General features: G+C 41.1%; 15 protein-coding genes and 1 pseudogene. 7 read left to right on the top strand and 9 right to left on the bottom strand.

Annotation, left to right across the window (positions count from 1 at the left end; all coding sequences use genetic code 11):
* Positions 1 to 9: 9 nt before the first annotated feature.
* Positions 10 to 918 (bottom strand): WYL domain-containing protein, encoded by a 909-nt coding sequence (locus KIV40_RS14995; protein WP_285349973.1) that lies wholly within the window; start codon positions 916 to 918, stop codon positions 10 to 12.
* On the opposite strand from KIV40_RS14995, the gene KIV40_RS15000 reads away from it, so the two are divergent.
* Positions 917 to 1,147: a hypothetical protein gene (locus tag KIV40_RS15000; RefSeq protein WP_285349975.1), complete on the top strand. Its 231-nt coding sequence runs from the start codon at positions 917 to 919 to the stop codon at positions 1,145 to 1,147. The two genes, KIV40_RS14995 and KIV40_RS15000, sit on opposite strands and share 2 nt — an antisense overlap.
* Positions 1,148 to 1,156: 9 nt before the next feature.
* Positions 1,157 to 2,014 carry a hypothetical protein gene (locus KIV40_RS15005; protein ID WP_285349976.1) on the top strand — a complete coding sequence of 286 codons (858 nt, stop codon included), beginning with the start codon at positions 1,157 to 1,159 and terminating at the stop codon, positions 2,012 to 2,014.
* 188 nt (positions 2,015 to 2,202) lie between these two features.
* Here the strand turns inward: KIV40_RS15005 and KIV40_RS15010 are convergent, their stop codons facing one another.
* The 6 genes and pseudogenes from KIV40_RS15010 to KIV40_RS15035 all read right to left on the bottom strand — a co-directional run.
* A complete protein-coding gene (locus KIV40_RS15010) occupies positions 2,203 to 2,460 on the bottom strand; it encodes a helix-turn-helix domain-containing protein (protein ID WP_285349977.1) in 258 nt (85 codons plus the stop codon).
* Between the two features lie 127 nt (positions 2,461 to 2,587).
* The gene (locus KIV40_RS15015; RefSeq protein WP_285349978.1) at positions 2,588 to 3,358 is read right to left on the bottom strand and encodes a hypothetical protein; all 771 of its coding nucleotides are present in this window, start codon (positions 3,356 to 3,358) and stop codon (positions 2,588 to 2,590) included.
* A gap of 359 nt (positions 3,359 to 3,717) precedes the next feature.
* Complete coding sequence (locus KIV40_RS15020; protein WP_285349979.1) at positions 3,718 to 5,202, bottom strand: relaxase/mobilization nuclease domain-containing protein; 1,485 nt, start codon at positions 5,200 to 5,202, stop codon at positions 3,718 to 3,720.
* Between the two features lie 67 nt (positions 5,203 to 5,269).
* Positions 5,270 to 6,019, bottom strand: a complete 750-nt coding sequence (locus tag KIV40_RS15025; RefSeq protein WP_285349980.1) for a hypothetical protein — start codon at positions 6,017 to 6,019, stop codon at positions 5,270 to 5,272.
* Positions 6,020 to 6,757: 738 nt separating this feature from the next.
* Positions 6,758 to 8,461: an FAD-dependent oxidoreductase gene (locus KIV40_RS15030; protein WP_285349981.1), complete on the bottom strand. Its 1,704-nt coding sequence runs from the start codon at positions 8,459 to 8,461 to the stop codon at positions 6,758 to 6,760.
* Between the two features lie 144 nt (positions 8,462 to 8,605).
* Positions 8,606 to 8,713 (bottom strand): annotated as a pseudogene (locus KIV40_RS15035) (pyridine nucleotide-disulfide oxidoreductase); the annotation flags it as partial.
* Positions 8,714 to 8,864: 151 nt separating this feature from the next.
* Here KIV40_RS15035 and KIV40_RS15040 point away from each other — a divergent pair.
* Genes KIV40_RS15040 through KIV40_RS15050 form a run of 3 tightly spaced genes read left to right on the top strand, consistent with a single transcriptional unit; the run spans position 8,865 to position 10,041 of the window.
* Complete coding sequence (locus KIV40_RS15040) at positions 8,865 to 9,158, top strand: helix-turn-helix transcriptional regulator (protein WP_005435229.1); 294 nt, start codon at positions 8,865 to 8,867, stop codon at positions 9,156 to 9,158.
* 26 nt (positions 9,159 to 9,184) lie between these two features.
* Positions 9,185 to 9,586: a YeeE/YedE family protein gene (locus KIV40_RS15045; protein WP_050905247.1), complete on the top strand. Its 402-nt coding sequence runs from the start codon at positions 9,185 to 9,187 to the stop codon at positions 9,584 to 9,586.
* 14 nt (positions 9,587 to 9,600) lie between these two features.
* A complete protein-coding gene (locus KIV40_RS15050; RefSeq protein WP_285349984.1) occupies positions 9,601 to 10,041 on the top strand; it encodes a YeeE/YedE family protein in 441 nt (146 codons plus the stop codon).
* Between the two features lie 33 nt (positions 10,042 to 10,074).
* Here the strand turns inward: KIV40_RS15050 and KIV40_RS15055 are convergent, their stop codons facing one another.
* On the bottom strand, positions 10,075 to 10,938 hold the full coding sequence (locus KIV40_RS15055; RefSeq protein ID WP_285349986.1) for an endonuclease/exonuclease/phosphatase family protein: 864 nt from the start codon (positions 10,936 to 10,938) through the stop codon (positions 10,075 to 10,077).
* A gap of 308 nt (positions 10,939 to 11,246) precedes the next feature.
* On the opposite strand from KIV40_RS15055, the gene nrdD reads away from it, so the two are divergent.
* Both nrdD and nrdG read left to right on the top strand, forming a co-directional pair.
* Positions 11,247 to 13,367, top strand: coding sequence for an anaerobic ribonucleoside-triphosphate reductase (nrdD, locus tag KIV40_RS15060; RefSeq protein WP_045376731.1), 2,121 nt, complete (start codon positions 11,247 to 11,249; stop codon positions 13,365 to 13,367).
* Between the two features lie 85 nt (positions 13,368 to 13,452).
* A complete protein-coding gene (gene nrdG / locus KIV40_RS15065; RefSeq protein ID WP_285349988.1) occupies positions 13,453 to 13,923 on the top strand; it encodes an anaerobic ribonucleoside-triphosphate reductase-activating protein in 471 nt (156 codons plus the stop codon).
* A gap of 148 nt (positions 13,924 to 14,071) precedes the next feature.
* Here the strand turns inward: nrdG and KIV40_RS15070 are convergent, their stop codons facing one another.
* Positions 14,072 to 15,457, bottom strand: a complete 1,386-nt coding sequence (locus KIV40_RS15070; protein WP_285349989.1) for an MATE family efflux transporter — start codon at positions 15,455 to 15,457, stop codon at positions 14,072 to 14,074.
* Positions 15,458 to 15,569: the final 112 nt, after the last annotated feature.

Here is a 15,569-nt window from a genome sequence, read left to right on the forward strand (position 1 = left end):
GTTCGTATCCTAATTGAGTTGGATTGCTTCATTTTTGGAAGTCGGGGTGGTTTCGTCATTATAACCAGATGCAAGGTGGAGATTATCGACACCATATAATGTTGGTCTGTTTGCAAGCCATAATTGATGCTCAGCACTTCGTTGAGTAGCATTTTCCGAACAATCTACATTCCAGCGACGTAACAGATACCCAGTAAGTGCGGCCCTAACTTCAAGCTTTAACATCCCGCCATTCATCGAATAGTCGAGTTCAATAGCTTTAGGATGCACGATGTTTTTAGGGTGAGGCACTAGCTCTAGTGGAACAAATCGCAGCCATTGCTTGTCAGCGAGCATGGTTTGTTCATTACTAATCTCTTGGTCTAGCAATGCTGCCTTGGTAATTCGTGATATCACGAAGTCACGAAATTGGTTGCTATGGCAGTCGTAAGCACGGATATGCCAACGTAGCCCATTATCAATAAGCGAGTGTGGGATGATGGTTCGATTGCTCTCACCACTGCTTATAGATACGTAGTTAATTTTTATGGCTTTACCGTTCAGTGCTGCTTGCGTCAGAACAGAGATAATGTTGATGTTAGGAACATTGAGTTGACTAGGCGTTTCGAACGGGATGCCTAAGCCGTTGATCACGCTGTCTTCACCTGCCAGTTTATTTGCCAATTTACCGAGCGTTTCTGTTGCATTGTGGTTAAACAACGGGCTGAACGTATTGGTTTGAAAATAGCGTTTCTCAGCGTTGTCGTAGACGAGGTTGTTGGGCGCTAATTCTTTATAGAGGTTGATGTCACGAGTCGCGTTAGATAGCCCCATCTTAAAGTGCTCGACGACTTCTGAGCGCATAAAGTGACCAACAAACATTAACTTAAAGTCAATGTAGGCGAGTCTCTGCTTTTGTGCGTAGTTGAGATTATCCATGAAATTATTACTATTTTTTATTTGGGCGAAGTATGAACCATTTTGGGTCAGGTATCAATTAAAAGTGAATTGTGATTGGGGAGTTCTTGATAAGAGCTTAACGTATCAGGCCAGCGTGGTTGTCGCACCCATTGGCCGTAAGAATAGAGAAACAATGGGAACAATTAGCTATAGGCATTTAGTAGCATTTTCTAAAAAAGAGCGTATTATCCGCGCGTCCAAATTTTAAGGTACGAAAATGTTCTCATTTTTTAAAAAAGATCTAGCTAAGCTGGTTAAGCGAAAACACCACACAGACTTTGCTTTTGTTGACGCATACAACGATTTAGGCGTTTTTATTGATGATAACCCTCAGCCAAAACCTGAAGTGTTCATGGCTTATTGGTATGCACGTCGTACATGTGCTGCCGCTCTTTACTTACAGGGGATCTGGGATTATGACCAATTTCTATATACCCATAATATGTTTAAAGCAGGGCAATTAGGTTGTGGTACAGAGGGCTTGACAAGAGAATTCCAAAAACAAGCTGCGGCAAAGTCGGTTGAATACCTTAGAAAGTACGTACCACAATGGCAAAGTTTACAGCTATCAATCATGCTCAAGTTAGTTCTTGATGGGACTGTAAACCCAGTTGTAACGCAATATGAAAATGCAACTGATGAAGAATTGAAAGAAGCAGTGTTTATGGCTGTAACAGGAATTTTCTCTCGCTTTGAACCTGATTATGACTATGAAGATTTAGAGTGTGATGATGAATTTGACGTTGATGATTTTGATCACTTTGACGACTATGAAAACAATACAGAACTGAGTACATATGAGAAAATTGACTTACATCGTGAGTTCTTTATAAACATAGATAAGTCACCTCAGAAGAAAACAGCAGTAGCATCAATAATGTTCAAAGAAAACTGCTTAGGTGAGTTCAAAGACGTATGGAATGCAGATGTATTGTGTAGTGAAGAAGAACAAACGCTTGTATATGAAAAGCTAGAAGAAATTGAAAACAGTATTCCAAACATATTTGTAGTTTGCATCATGCCAAGATACGAAGAGGGAAGCCCTTTAGGTAAGTATACGATTTCATCGTCATAGGTAGATATAATGTGTCTGGGAAGGTTTTAAACACGCCATCGTCTTCACTACAACTAATAGGGCATCTAAATCTTTGCATAACTTATAAAACATAAAATGAGAAGCGCTCAAATTGGGCGCTTGTTCTTTCTTATACAAGTACAATCAAAACTGTGACAAGTTAAATGTTAAACAAGACATTGCTTCACTCACCATTTCTCTTCGTTATCATCATCAGGGTTTGAATAGATGCTTTCGCCTTTCTGAACAATATGCATTTCCAAATTTAGCGACGATAAAATGCGAAATAGCGTCTGAATTCTGGTGGTCTCTGGGTTAACCTCAAACTTAGAAACAGTGTCTTGTTTTAGGCCTACAGGGTCGGCAACTTTGACTTGAGACAGATTCTTGCTTTTTCTTTCGTCACGTAGATGAATTGCTAACTGTTTAGATGATGTTATCAACATAATAATTCCTCGTTTACACCCGAGAAAGGGTAGTTTTGCATTTACCCGCAGTCAAGGGTAACTTCATTGTGCACTAGTAAGTCGAGCTGGGCCAAAGCACAAAATAACAGCCCTGGGGCTGTTAGCTCTATTCTTCTTTTTGTTTAAGTTCTTCGATCTTTCTTCTTACTGCTACTGCTTTTGTTGCAGTTTTCGATGAGCTACGATGCTTTAAAGGGGTCAGCTTAGAAACGACATTAACGAATCTCATCAAGCTTGCTTTGTCTTCAAGATTAAACTTACGCTTACTGCACATATGCTCAATAGCTTTTTTATCATCTTCTTTAAAGAGAAACTCGTTGTAAAACATATCAGTCATTCTTACTGCTCTAAGTCTGTTTTGCACTCTATATAAAGCTTGATGAATTTCTTGTGCTTCGAGAACATCAATCTCATCTTCACTCTCCAGAGCGTCAAAAGCATCTGATGCCTGATGTATCAATGCTGCAATCTTACAGACTTGCTCTTCTTTTGAATTGACAACAACACTTTGCTTTTCATGCAATTCTTCTTTTCTGTACTTCTTGTATAGCGAATTAGCGGGCTTGAAGTGAGACATAATTTCTTCAAAGTTATGCCCAGTTATTTCGTACTTTCCAGATCTGGCTTCTTCCGTGCCGTAATTTGCAATTAAGTCTTTTATAGAGCGTGGGCATGTGGGGGCGTTGATAGGTAGCTTTATTAATGTTATATGCGTTGCATTGCCGCTAGAGTTTTTCAACTCGGGATCTCGAACAATGATGTAAAGCATCTTGCCGCTTTTATTTTTTTGAAAGCGCGGAATAGGGTGTTTTTTCCGTTTAGGTGTAACTGTAAGGCTATCAGTTAATTCATTATTTATTTTTTTAAAAATGTTCATATTATTATATTTATTATTATGGTTATTTTTAACTTATAATTAAATTATAACATTATATTTAGATTTGCAATATAGTTTTTGATGTCTCTTTTATTTTAAAGCTTAGATGTTTGATTACACAATGAGAATCTAAATAAGAAACTTATGTATAAGTAAATCTTTTCATTATTTCTTGATGATTCTTAATGAACATGACGATGGGTTTGTTTTAAATGGTTGTTTTGTTTGCGATTTTTTCTTTTTGAGAAAAGGCGTGTGGCATTAGATAATCTTTTCATTAACTAATGATGAATTGTGATGAACTTGCTTGCCAACATAACTCCCTGTGATTCTTATGCTGGGAGCTGTGTTCTTTTGGATTATAAGCTTAGATTATTTACTCTCTCTTTAGATGCCTTTTTCATGTGTTCCTCATGCGCCAAAATCATATTTACATGATCGTTGTTGTGAATTTCGACATCTAATCTATCTTGCAAACTGTCAATGTCATCATCAGCTTTAATTACGGTAATGCGCAAATCCCATCTTTGCTTTTTGCTCATTTCAAAAAAAATAATCAAAAGTAACTCTAGGAATTTAGTAAGTTTGCCTGAGCCTTTATGTATGCCTTTTTCCATCTCGTAAGTGGCATGTAAAACAGGACGCATTCGTTTGTTCTTGATTTGTTTTCCGTGATATAGCCAGTAGTCGAGGGCTTCTTGCACTTCTTTTTCGTAGCGTTTATGAGCTGAAAATATGAGTAAAGCGTGTTCTTGTTTATCCCAATCCTTCATGGTGTTCTTCACTTTCTCAGCTTTATGTTCAGCTTCTTTTCTTCTTGCAATGAAAATTTCGTAATCAGTATCTATTTGTGCTTTCATTTGTTCTGTCATTTCAGCATCGTAGCTAGAAATTAAATGAGAGCTTTCGTCCAGCACGCCCCTTCTAATGAGTCCGCCAATTGTATATTTATTGCCAGAGCGTAGCTTTCCTGCTGGAATTGAATAGTCTTTGAAGTGATAGATGAGACCGATGAACTTACCGTTTTTTACATCTTCTTTAAGTGTAATCTCTATACCTTCACACATTAAATAAGACTTAAAAAGTGGCAGAGAGCGACAGATATGCTTTTCGTTATCTGCTTTGACGGGATGAATTGCGGGCAGTTTTTCAAAAGCTAGTATGCGCTTTTCCATGTTGCCAATTGCATTATCTACGAGTCGTCTCATCATCATCTTGACTTTTTCAGGAGTATGTAAGTCGCTGACTAGCACATTATTGTTTGAAATTGCATCTCGTGAATTTTCTAGCTCCTTGAGGCCAAATTCTTTCTCAAATTTTCTCATCATCTCCTGGGCTCTTTCTATAGAAAACCAGTTAGATATCACCTTGTTTGTTGACAAATCTTGCGTGCTTACGGTGATGTGAATGTGACTGTTTTCAGTATCAGCATGTCTGAAAGCGATGTAGCGTGCGTTGTTGTAGCCGAGATGAGACATTGTTTCTCTTGCTACTCTTCGCCATTGCTTATCTGCTAAAGACTCATTTTCACCAATAGAGATTACGAAGTGGCGGAATGGGTGTTTAACAGCAGGGTTGTGCTTGTAGCTACTTTGCAGCTCTGTAATAGCGTCGTGCCAATCGATGCTTGTTGCTTCATCGCCTAGATCTGCGTCAATGCAGTCGATCTCGTTGGCGCAGATGAAAAAGGAGCCACCTTCAGAGGCAGGGGCGTCTTTTGTTTTGCCAGCGCCATATCTGATTAGGTTCTTTACGTCATTTTGTTTAGCGCCGTATTCTACAAGGTGTTCTACGTCTTTTTCTGTTTGTTTGCTTCTTGTACATTCAAGTTCTGTAATAATCATGTTTAGAGTTCTCGTTATTATTATAAGTAGAGAACCCTCTCTCTGCATAGAGAGGGTATATAAAGGGTTATTGGTTCTTTTCTTCTTCTAGCTTTTCTTTAAGTAAGATTTCCAGTTGACGAGCGGATAGGTGTTTTTTAGCAAGTATCTTTGCAGTTACTGAAGAGTGAGAATCAACCGCTAGTTTACGTGTGCTGTCTATTTGTTTCTTTAAAGCTTTAAGCTGTGCGTGTAGTTTGTTAGTAGACTGCTTATCGTCAAGATTTTCTGCGATGTCACGTATTGCTTTAGATAGCTTTGATGTTTCCTCAAAGTACTGTTGAAACGCGTTGTCTTGCTGAGGTTTTACATCTAGTGCTTGTATAGCCGCGTCTCTTATGAATGCTGCTATTGATGAGTAATTTAGAGATTTACGTAGATGTTGGAGTTTGTCGTATTCAGCTTGAGTCAAATTTGTTTTGACTGACTTAACGTATAAATCTTCAGTTGCTTTGCGATCTTTTTTAATTGAAGCAATGATCAATGCAGTTGTCTTGAACGCATATTCAAGACACTTTTTTTCTTCAAATAAATCAGGGTTGCGAGCAATGTAGATCGAAGATGTAATGAGTTGTATTGCATCATTGTAGAATTCTTCAGTAGCTAAATTCTGACATTCTTCATAACTAGGCATAAGTATAGAGATCACAACCTTAAGAGTGTCAGGTTCAAGCTTAGTGATGTTTATTAACTTCTTTAATTCTTGCTTGTTATTCCTATTTAGTTTTTTAATTATAGCTACAATTAGATGTTCTAGTTCTTTTTCATAATTATTCATTTTATATGACTCTTATTATTATTTTAGGTTTAAGTCACAGCGAGTATCTTTGGATTCTAGCGCTAACTGCGGAGCATGTTAGCGCAACGTACCCCCAGGGGGAGGCTTAAGTTGCGGAAATCTACTATTTGGGACAAATTGGGGATTGTAGTATCCGCTTGTTACTTATTTTTATATTATAACCATTATTATAAATCTGCGCTATATCTAAATTTACTTTATACATAAAATAAATTGTAATTAAACCCAAAACAATATACCGAATGCGTTCGGAGACAGTGCAAATGTTGCCTAAAACATTAAATTATCGCTTCATAATTTTTAGTTCAGTGACAACACTTACCTACGCATGCAGCATTAGTGCATATATATCAGTTATTTAAAGATCGTAACTAAGTTAAGTAAAATTATTCTTATGGTATAAATAAGATGGAATCGATTGAATTTTATTTATAAATAAAACGATGTTGGGTTGTTTATATTATTAATATTTTTTGTAATGCGGGCTGTATTTAAATTATTTGCGGAGTCATTGCTGGTTATGCCAAAATTAACTTCTTATTTTAGGCTTGTTGAAGTTTAATAAAAACTTAGAGTCGGAGTGCGCCTAATTGACGGTAGACTTTAAATTCAATGACTATCAAATAAAGAAATTAAAGCGAGCCTTGAGGCTCGCTTTTTTAATTCTAAGACTTTGTTTTGTGTTCCACTCAAAAATGAATAGCGTTCTCGGTGGTATTAAGCTCTCGCAAACTTGTAAGTACGGTAACCACCAAGCAGGTTGCGAGCTTTAAAGCCTGAGTTGACAAGTTGGCGATACGCAACGTTACCACGTAATCCAACTTGACAATAAATCACGATTTCTTTGTCTTTTGGAAGTTCGTGCATACGATGACGCAATTGATCGACAGGAATGTTAATTGCATTTTTTATAGAGCCAACACTTTCAAGTTCTCCTGGGTTGCGAACGTCAAGCAGCACTTGGTCTTCAGTTAAGGTATCTATTTCATCATAGTGAATTGCAATTGCATCACCTTTGATTATGTTGTTTGCTACAAATGCAGCTTGGTTTATTACGTCTTTTGCACTGCCGTAAGGGGGCGCGTAAGTTAACTCTAGATGTTGTAACTGTTCCACAGTCATACCTGCACGCTGAGCTACCGCCATTACGTCAATGCGTTTATCGACACCATCTTTACCAACGGCTTGTGCACCAAAGATTTTGCCAGTTGTTGGGTCAAACAGCATTTTGAATGAAACAATTTCTGCGCCAGGGTAGTAACTCGCATGACTTGCTGTGTGCACGTAGACTTTTTCATAAGTGATGTTGTCACGTTTCAATTGTTTCTCATTTTTACCAGTAGATGCTACGGCTAAATCAAAGATCTTACATATAGCTGTGCCTTGCGTACCTTGGTAAGTTTCTTGACGACCTAGCATGTTGTCTGCCGCCATGCGGCCTTGACGGTTAGCAGGGCCTGCTAATGGAACAAGTGTTTGTTCGCCCGTAACAAAGTCTTTTTCCTCAACGGCATCCCCAACGGCATAAATTGTAGGATCGTTAGTTTGCATGTATTCATTGGTATAAATACCACCTAGAGCACCAATTTGAAGCCCTGCTTCTTGCGCAAGTTTTGTCTCAGGACGAACACCAATCGCCATGATCAAGATATCTGTTGTCAGCTCTTCACCATTATTAAGCTTGAGCTTTAACTCGCCTTCAATACGTTGGTGCATTTCGCTTTCACCTGCTTCAACGGTTGCCATGTGCTTGTTTGGGATATATTCAACCGCTTCAAGGGCGACACCAAGTTTTAGGTCGATGCCTTTCTGAAGAATTTCGGCATGCGCAAATCCTGCCATTTCACGATCCACAGGTGTCATCACTTGGTCAGCCATTTCAATTAGCGAAGTTTTGATGCCTAGTTGATAGAAAGCTTCCATCATTTCTAAGCCAATAAAACCACCACCGACAACGGTGGCATGCTCTGGCTTGTTCATCTGGATCGTTTCAATAATCCGATCCATATCAGGGATATTACGTAGTGAGTGCGTTAGTGGGTTATCTAGTCCAGGAATTGGTGGAACGATCGGGCCTGCACCTGGGCTAAGTAATAAGAAGTCGTATGTTTCTTCGTATTCTGAGCCATCAAGAAGGTTTTTTACTATGACAGTTTTGTCTTGTCGGTTTATCGATACCACTTCATTCATTACACGAACATCAACGTTGAAACGTGCTAAAAAGCTTTCTGGTGTTTGTAGCAATAATTTACTGCGATCTTTGATGTCACCACCGATGTGGTAGGGAAGGCCACAGTTAGCAAAAGACACAAAACTTCCTCGTTCGAACATAATAATTTCTGCATCTTCACTTAAACGACGAGCGCGGGCTGCTGCTGATGCACCGCCAGCTACACCACCGACAATGATAATTTTGGTCATATAGACACTCCAACTAAGCGAGTTAAAAACAAATAACAATACACTCAAAAACAAGTGAACTTTTGTTTGTTTTTAAGATGATATTAAGAGCAATTTAAAATTAACTTCTATGTCGTCCATCATCTAGTTAACTAATGATACAAATGGACCGCGTTCAAACATGATGATTTCTGCGTCTTCACTAAGACGACGAGCGCGAGCTGCTGCAGATGCACCGCCAGCAACACCACCAATAATCACGATTTTGCTCATGGACTTCTCCTACTGAATGATCGAAAACGCCTACACCTTACTTATTTAATTTAGCTATGTCTAATGTTAATTTAACTACATTAGCATTGACTTAATAATGTTAATTAGTAATATCTAATGAAACTTAACGTATTGATGAAGGGGCATAAGAATGGGCGACAGTATGCTACAAAGCGCGACCGAAGCGAGTGAGCTACTTAAAATTATGGCTCATCCGGAGCGCTTAATCGTGATGTGCAAGCTAATTGAAGGCGAAAAAGGGGTCGGTGAACTGTTTGAAGGCTCAACATTAAGCCAATCAGCCTTTTCACAACACCTCACCGTATTGAGAAAACACGACATCATCAAAGCTCGAAAGGTTTCTCAGCAGGTGTTCTATTCGATTTCTGATGGAAGAGTCGCTCCGCTGATCGAAGCGTTTAACCAAGTTTTCTGTAAGCAGTAATTCAAAACTTTATACAGGTGGTTGTTATGTTTGAAGTTCCTTGGGTGTCGCTTTTGGGCGGGGTCATGGTTGGCGCATCAGCGGTAGTATTGATGCTTTTCAATGGCAAGACCGCGGGAATCAGCGGGATATTAAATGGCGCTGTTGAGAATGCCGACAGAGTTTGGCGAATTGTGTTTTTAATTGCGATGGCATTGGGTGGTGTGTTTGCCGTTTATGTTCTTGGCGGGCATGTACCAACTGAGTACAGCGGCAATCTTGGTTTGGTTGTAGTAGCTGGTTTGTTTGTTGGGGTGGGTACGCGTATTGGTAATGGTTGCACAAGTGGTCATGGCATTTGTGGGATGGGGCGTTTCTCTGTCCGTTCCGTCGTTGCGACGTGTACTTTTATGGCCACAGCCATGTTAACCGTCTTACTGGTATCGTGAGGAATAGGGTCGTTATGAAAACTCACGTAATGAAAAGTATTAAACAAATTTTCATTGTCGCATTTTCTGGTGCGCTTTTTGGCATTGGTATGGTGATTTCCGGTATGGCTGATCCGGCAAAAGTGATTGGCTTCCTAGATATTACCGGAGAATGGGATCCAAGCTTAGCCTTCGTTATGGGGGGAGCACTTGCGGTGTTCGGTCCTGCTTATCTGTTATTAATAAAGCCAAGAAGTGAATCTGTGTTTGGTAATGAGATTATTTGTCCAACTTCTAAAGCGATAGACAAAAGGTTAGTTGGCGGTGCGGCAATGTTTGGTATTGGTTGGGGCTTACTTGGCGTGTGTCCTGGTCCTGCGGTTGCCAGCCTCTTTACTGGCAACACACAAGTTCTGCTCTTTATAGCGGCAATGTTGGTTGGGTCATTCACCGCTAAAACAATTGTTCGCGGCTAAAGAGTTCTTCAACGCAAAAAGAGTACTTCAATTCTAAAAAGTGAGTGTCGTAGAAACCGGACAATGATCACTCAGTTTGTAGTCGAGCACATCTTGTGTTTTGAAAACGGTTTGAACACCAGACGACGCCTTTAAGTCACCACTCACAATGATGTGATCGATCACAGAGCGGAATTGGTGAGTTTTCTTCGGATTACGATTAGAACGCACTTTACATTCCGCTTTGGTATTTTTGGTCACTAGCTTTGCATCGGTATTGTCCAATAGCACTTCCCATAACCAATCTCCTCGATAACCCAAATTGTGGTTAAAGTCGCCAAGCACTACATATTGTTGTTTGTTGTCCTCACGCGCTTTTATCCATTTGGCTAGTGCCTGTCCCTGTTGTTTCACTATCTTACAATCGCGGTTATTGCGATACGCACCACTGCAACCAGCTTTTAGGTGCACAGAGAGTAGGTGAGTTTCGTTATCTTGGTCTGGATTCAAAACAAGGTAGCTAGCGAAGCGGAGCTTGCTGTTACCTCGTGTGATAGAAAAGTCTGGCTTGTCCAACATGCTCGTACCATTACGTACCGCAAAACCTGTGTATTGATTGGTGTCATTGAACTGAAGGTGTCGGTTAGAGGCGTTTGAACGATCGGAAAGATAAATAGTGAAGTCATTGCCAACGGCTTTTTGGACAGCAGCGGCACTCTCGACTTCTTGAAAAGCGAGAATGTCGGCTTGTGTTTTATCCACATAGTGGTTCAGCTTTTCAAAATCTTGTGGTGTTCTCGACACTTTTCCACCATCTATAGATAACCATTCAATATTCCAGCTGGTTAAGTTGACGGAATTTTGAGCAAATGAAAAAGAACTAAAAAGTAATATCGTCGTGACAAAAAGTGATCGCATTTTGGTCTGTTGCACTCCTATTATTTAGCGCATTCCTTTCCATCCTTTATCCTATAAGACCTCGAAAAAAAGCAAGTGGATTTCGCTCCAATTTTGCAATTTTCACAGTTTTCTTCGCAACTGAGATCAACGCCAATAAGATCGATTTGTTCTTGTTCGCTACCCATTTTTTATTGATCAAAATCAATGTTTTCAATTGGTGCTTCTCGTTAAATACGCCACAATATATTGTGTCATCAGAATAAGAAACAACCCCATATAGTGTATTTGTGGATAAGTCTGTGAGTATTTTGGGGTAAGGAGAAAAAGTGAAACCAATCGTAATCAAGCGTGACGGCTCAAGAGCTCCGTTCAACAGGGATCGTATCCAAGCAGCAGTAGAAGCCGCAGCGGAAAACAAAGACAAAGATGTCGCCATTTATGCACTAAATGTTGCTCTGGCAGTTGAGTTACAGCTTCAGGATCACGATGAGGTTCACATTCATGAGATTCAAGACTTAGTCGAAAATGAACTCATGCAAGGTCCTTACAAAGCCCTAGCACGTTCTTACATTGAATACCGCCACGATCGCGACATCGCTCGTGAGAAGCAAAGCGCACTCACTCGCGAAATCGAAGGCCTGATTGAAGAAAGTAACCTAGACCTAATCAACGAGAACGCGAACAAAGACGGTAAAGTAATTCCGACTCAACGTGACTTGTTGGCTGGTATCGTTGCGAAACACTACGCGAAGACACATATCCTTCCTCGCGATGTGGTTCAAGCGCACGAAGTAGGTGACATTCACTACCACGATTTGGATTACGCACCGTTCTTCCCAATGTTTAACTGTATGCTTATCGATCTTAAAGGCATGCTAACGCACGGCTTTAAAATGGGTAACGCTGAGATTGATACGCCAAAATCAATCTCTACTGCAACAGCAGTAACGGCACAGATCATTGCTCAAGTAGCGAGCCACATTTACGGCGGTACAACCATTAACCGTATTGATGAAGTTCTAGAACCGTACGTAATCACAAGCTACGAGAAACACCTAGAGATCGCAAAAGAGTGGAACATTGCTGAGCCAGAAGAGTTCGCAAAAGCACGCACTGAGAAAGAGTGTTACGACGCGTTCCAATCTCTAGAATACGAAGTAAACACGCTACACACGGCGAACGGTCAAACACCATTCGTTACGTTCGGTTTTGGTCTTGGTACAAGCTGGGCATCACGTCTTATCCAGAAATCGATTCTGAAGAACCGCATTGCAGGTCTAGGTAAGAACCGTAAAACAGCGGTATTCCCTAAACTTGTATTCGGCATCAAAGATGGCTTGAACCACAAATCAGAAGATCCAAACTACGACATCAAGCAACTTGCGCTTGAGTGTGCGTCTAAGCGTATGTACCCAGACATTCTTAACTACGACAAAGTAGTGGAAGTAACGGGTTCATTCAAAACACCGATGGGCTGTCGTAGCTTCCTTGGTACTTACGAAGAAAACGGCGAGCTGATTCACGAAGGTCGTAACAACCTTGGCGTAGTAAGCTTGAACCTTCCTCGTATCGCTATTCGTGCAAACGGCAGTGAAGAGAAATTCTACGAGCTTCTAAACGATCGCCTACGCCTTGCACGTAAAGCACTAGAAACACGTATCTCTCGTCTAGAAAACGTGAAAGCACGTGTTGCTCCGATCCTTTACATGGAAGGTGCGTGTGGTGTTCGTCTGAAAGCAGACGACTCAATCGCAGATATCTTCAAGAACGGTCGTGCGTCTATTTCTCTTGGTTACATCGGTGTACACGAGACAATCAACGCGCTATTCGGTACAGAAGCGCACGTTTACGATGACGCTGTTCTGCGTGAAAAAGCAGTAGCAATCATCAAGCACCTGAAAGACACAGTAAACGGTTGGGCAGAAGATACTGGTTACGGTTTCAGCCTATACGCAACGCCAAGTGAAAACCTATGTAGCCGTTTCTGCCGCATCGACGCTAAAGAGTTCGGCGTAATTAAAGGCGTAACAGACAAAGGTTACTACACCAACAGCTTCCACCTAGATGTTGAGAAGAAGGTGAACCCATATGACAAGATCGACTTTGAGATGCCTTACCCAGAAATCTCAAGCGGCGGCTTTATCTGTTACGGCGAGTTCCCAAACATGCAACGTAACGTTGAAGCACTAGAAAACGTATGGGACTACAGTTACACCCGCGTACCTTACTACGGTACTAACACGCCAATTGATGAGTGTTACGAGTGTGGCTACAACGGCGAGTTTGACTGTACTAGTAAAGGCTTCACTTGCCCAAGCTGTGGCAACCATGACTCAACCAAAGTGTCAGTAACACGCCGCGTTTGTGGCTACCTAGGCAGCCCAGATGCGCGTCCGTTTAACTTCGGTAAGCAAGAAGAAGTGAAGCGTCGAGTTAAGCACCTGTAAAGTTTACTTAAGCTCAAACCCAATAATGAAAATCAACCTGTCGTGGGTTGATTTTCTTTTCTAGCCAGCAAAACAAGGCACGATTATGAATTACCACCAATACTATCCGATCGACGTTGTTAACGGACCAGGTACACGCTGCACACTATTTGTGTCGGGCTGTGTACACCAGTGCCGCGGCTGTTATAACCAGTCGACGCAACGTTTGGATTCTGGTGTGTTTTTCACGCAAGAGGCGGAAGACAAAATCATTGCAGACTTAAACGACACGCGTATCAAACACCGTGGTTTATCTCTGTCTGGTGGTGATCCTTTGCATCCAGCGAACGTGCCGCACATTCTTAAGCTTGTAAAACGCGTAAGAGAAGAGTGCCCAGGCAAAGATATTTGGGTTTGGACAGGTTACACGCTTGAAGAGCTAGACGATGCGCAGCGTGAAGTGACGCAATACATCGACACATTAATCGATGGCAAATACGAGCAAGATAAACGAGACCTCAATCTAGAATGGCGAGGTAGCTCGAATCAAATCATCCATCGATTTACTGAGCTTTAAAGGTTCCAACTCAAGAAAAACCAAATATAAAAAGGGCACATTCGGATATTTCGAATGTGCCCTTTTGGTGTGAGTTCTTTAAAGCTATTCCTTAAAAACAAAGAGTTATTTTAGCTCTTAGTTGTATAACCATAGCATAATCTCATAGTTACGCTGTCACGCTAGCGTCATCATCAACCATGTTATTAATCCATCGCTTAGACTGAATTCGGTGAGTCGTTAGAATGCCTTTTACTAATTCTTCGACCAGTAGCGACATCAACACCCAATGCAGCGGTAAACCTAACACCATCCCGGTGTAGTAAGTGAGCGGAATGCCAATCGCCCATTGACCAAATGTGTCAATGAAGATGCTATAGCGAATATCAGCGCCACTTTTCAACACGCCGCCAATACCGACCATGTTGAATACTCGAAGAATCATACCCAGTGCTAACACCAAGCATACATTCAGTGCCATTTGCTTATCGGTAAGCGGACTCATCTCCAGCAAGTTCAAAATCAATGGTGAACATGCCCAAACAACTAAGAATAATATCGTTGCGAGTACAGCACTGGTAAACACATACCACCAAGCGGTTTTCTCTACACGGTCATATTCTTGAGCGCCAATGTCATTACCCAAAAGTACAGAGGCTGCAACAGCAAATCCCATAAAGGTTGAAATCAACACACCTTCAATGGGTGATAGGAACGAGATAATCGCCAGTTCAGTTACGCCTAATTGGCCGTAAATGATGCTGTAGACAATCAAGCCGCCAGTCCACAATGCATCATGGATAAGCATTGGCATTGAGACTTTGAAATATTTGTTTCGGTACTTCTTTACTGTGCCTTCAAGCCGGTCTGAGCGAGTAGGGAGCAGATGTGAATATCGGCGACAAAAGAAGTAAACCAGCACCGCAGTTTGGAAAAAGCGTGAGATAAAAGTACCGACAGCAGCCCCAAACACCCCCCATTGTGGAAATCCGAGTAAGCCAAAGATTAAAACGGCATTGAGGAAGACATTCACAACGATGGCAGCAATGCTGACGTAAGTTGGCATCTTCGCTTCACCGACGGATCTCAACACTGACTCAATGGGAACGACGACAGCGGTGCCTATGAGACTCAAGCCAGTCACTACTAAGTATTCTCTCGCATAGCCAACATACTCAGGATCGTCCGCCATAAAAGAGACTATCTCTGTGTCATAAACCACATACAGCCAAATAAATGGCAACGTCACCACTAGCGAAATAAACCAAGATTGCGCTAACGTTCTGCGTATACCAGAGAGGTTTCCAGAGCCATAATACTGAGAAGCTAAAACCGTCACTGCGCCACACAATCCAAACACCACGGCGAGGTTAAAGAAAAAGATTCGGTTACCAACGCCAACCGCGGCCGTTGCAGATTCACCAAGTTGGCTCACCATAAAAATGTCCACCGCGCCGAGCAGTGAAAACAGCATGGATTTCAGTGACACAGGGACGCCGATCGCAATCAGTTTTTTCCAAAATGCTTTGTCTATGTATTGACGTGTTAAGAGCATCGCATTTCTCCTCTAAGAACAATGTGAGTAGTTTATCCGTATGATTTGGCGGTGTATTTTTCGAAGACATCCAAAAGTTTTGTCAAACTATCCAGTCTTTATCGATGCTTTG

The organism is Vibrio sp. D173a (assembly GCF_030248475.1).

Coding starts and splice junctions, on each gene's coding strand:
- KIV40_RS15010 (WP_285349977.1), bottom strand. CDS start 2,460: ATGTTGATAACATCATCTAAACAGTTAGCAATTCATCTACGTGACGAA.
- KIV40_RS15050 (WP_285349984.1), top strand. CDS start 9,601: ATGAAAACTCACGTAATGAAAAGTATTAAACAAATTTTCATTGTCGCA.
- KIV40_RS15070 (WP_285349989.1), bottom strand. CDS start 15,457: ATGCTCTTAACACGTCAATACATAGACAAAGCATTTTGGAAAAAACTG.
- KIV40_RS15055 (WP_285349986.1), bottom strand. CDS start 10,938: ATGCGATCACTTTTTGTCACGACGATATTACTTTTTAGTTCTTTTTCA.
- nrdG (WP_285349988.1), top strand. CDS start 13,453: ATGAATTACCACCAATACTATCCGATCGACGTTGTTAACGGACCAGGT.
- KIV40_RS15005 (WP_285349976.1), top strand. CDS start 1,157: ATGTTCTCATTTTTTAAAAAAGATCTAGCTAAGCTGGTTAAGCGAAAA.
- KIV40_RS15000 (WP_285349975.1), top strand. CDS start 917: ATGAAATTATTACTATTTTTTATTTGGGCGAAGTATGAACCATTTTGG.
- KIV40_RS15030 (WP_285349981.1), bottom strand. CDS start 8,461: ATGACCAAAATTATCATTGTCGGTGGTGTAGCTGGCGGTGCATCAGCA.
- KIV40_RS15015 (WP_285349978.1), bottom strand. CDS start 3,358: ATGAACATTTTTAAAAAAATAAATAATGAATTAACTGATAGCCTTACA.
- KIV40_RS15045 (WP_050905247.1), top strand. CDS start 9,185: ATGTTTGAAGTTCCTTGGGTGTCGCTTTTGGGCGGGGTCATGGTTGGC.
- KIV40_RS15020 (WP_285349979.1), bottom strand. CDS start 5,202: ATGATTATTACAGAACTTGAATGTACAAGAAGCAAACAAACAGAAAAA.
- KIV40_RS15025 (WP_285349980.1), bottom strand. CDS start 6,019: ATGAATAATTATGAAAAAGAACTAGAACATCTAATTGTAGCTATAATT.
- KIV40_RS15040 (WP_005435229.1), top strand. CDS start 8,865: ATGGGCGACAGTATGCTACAAAGCGCGACCGAAGCGAGTGAGCTACTT.
- KIV40_RS14995 (WP_285349973.1), bottom strand. CDS start 918: ATGGATAATCTCAACTACGCACAAAAGCAGAGACTCGCCTACATTGAC.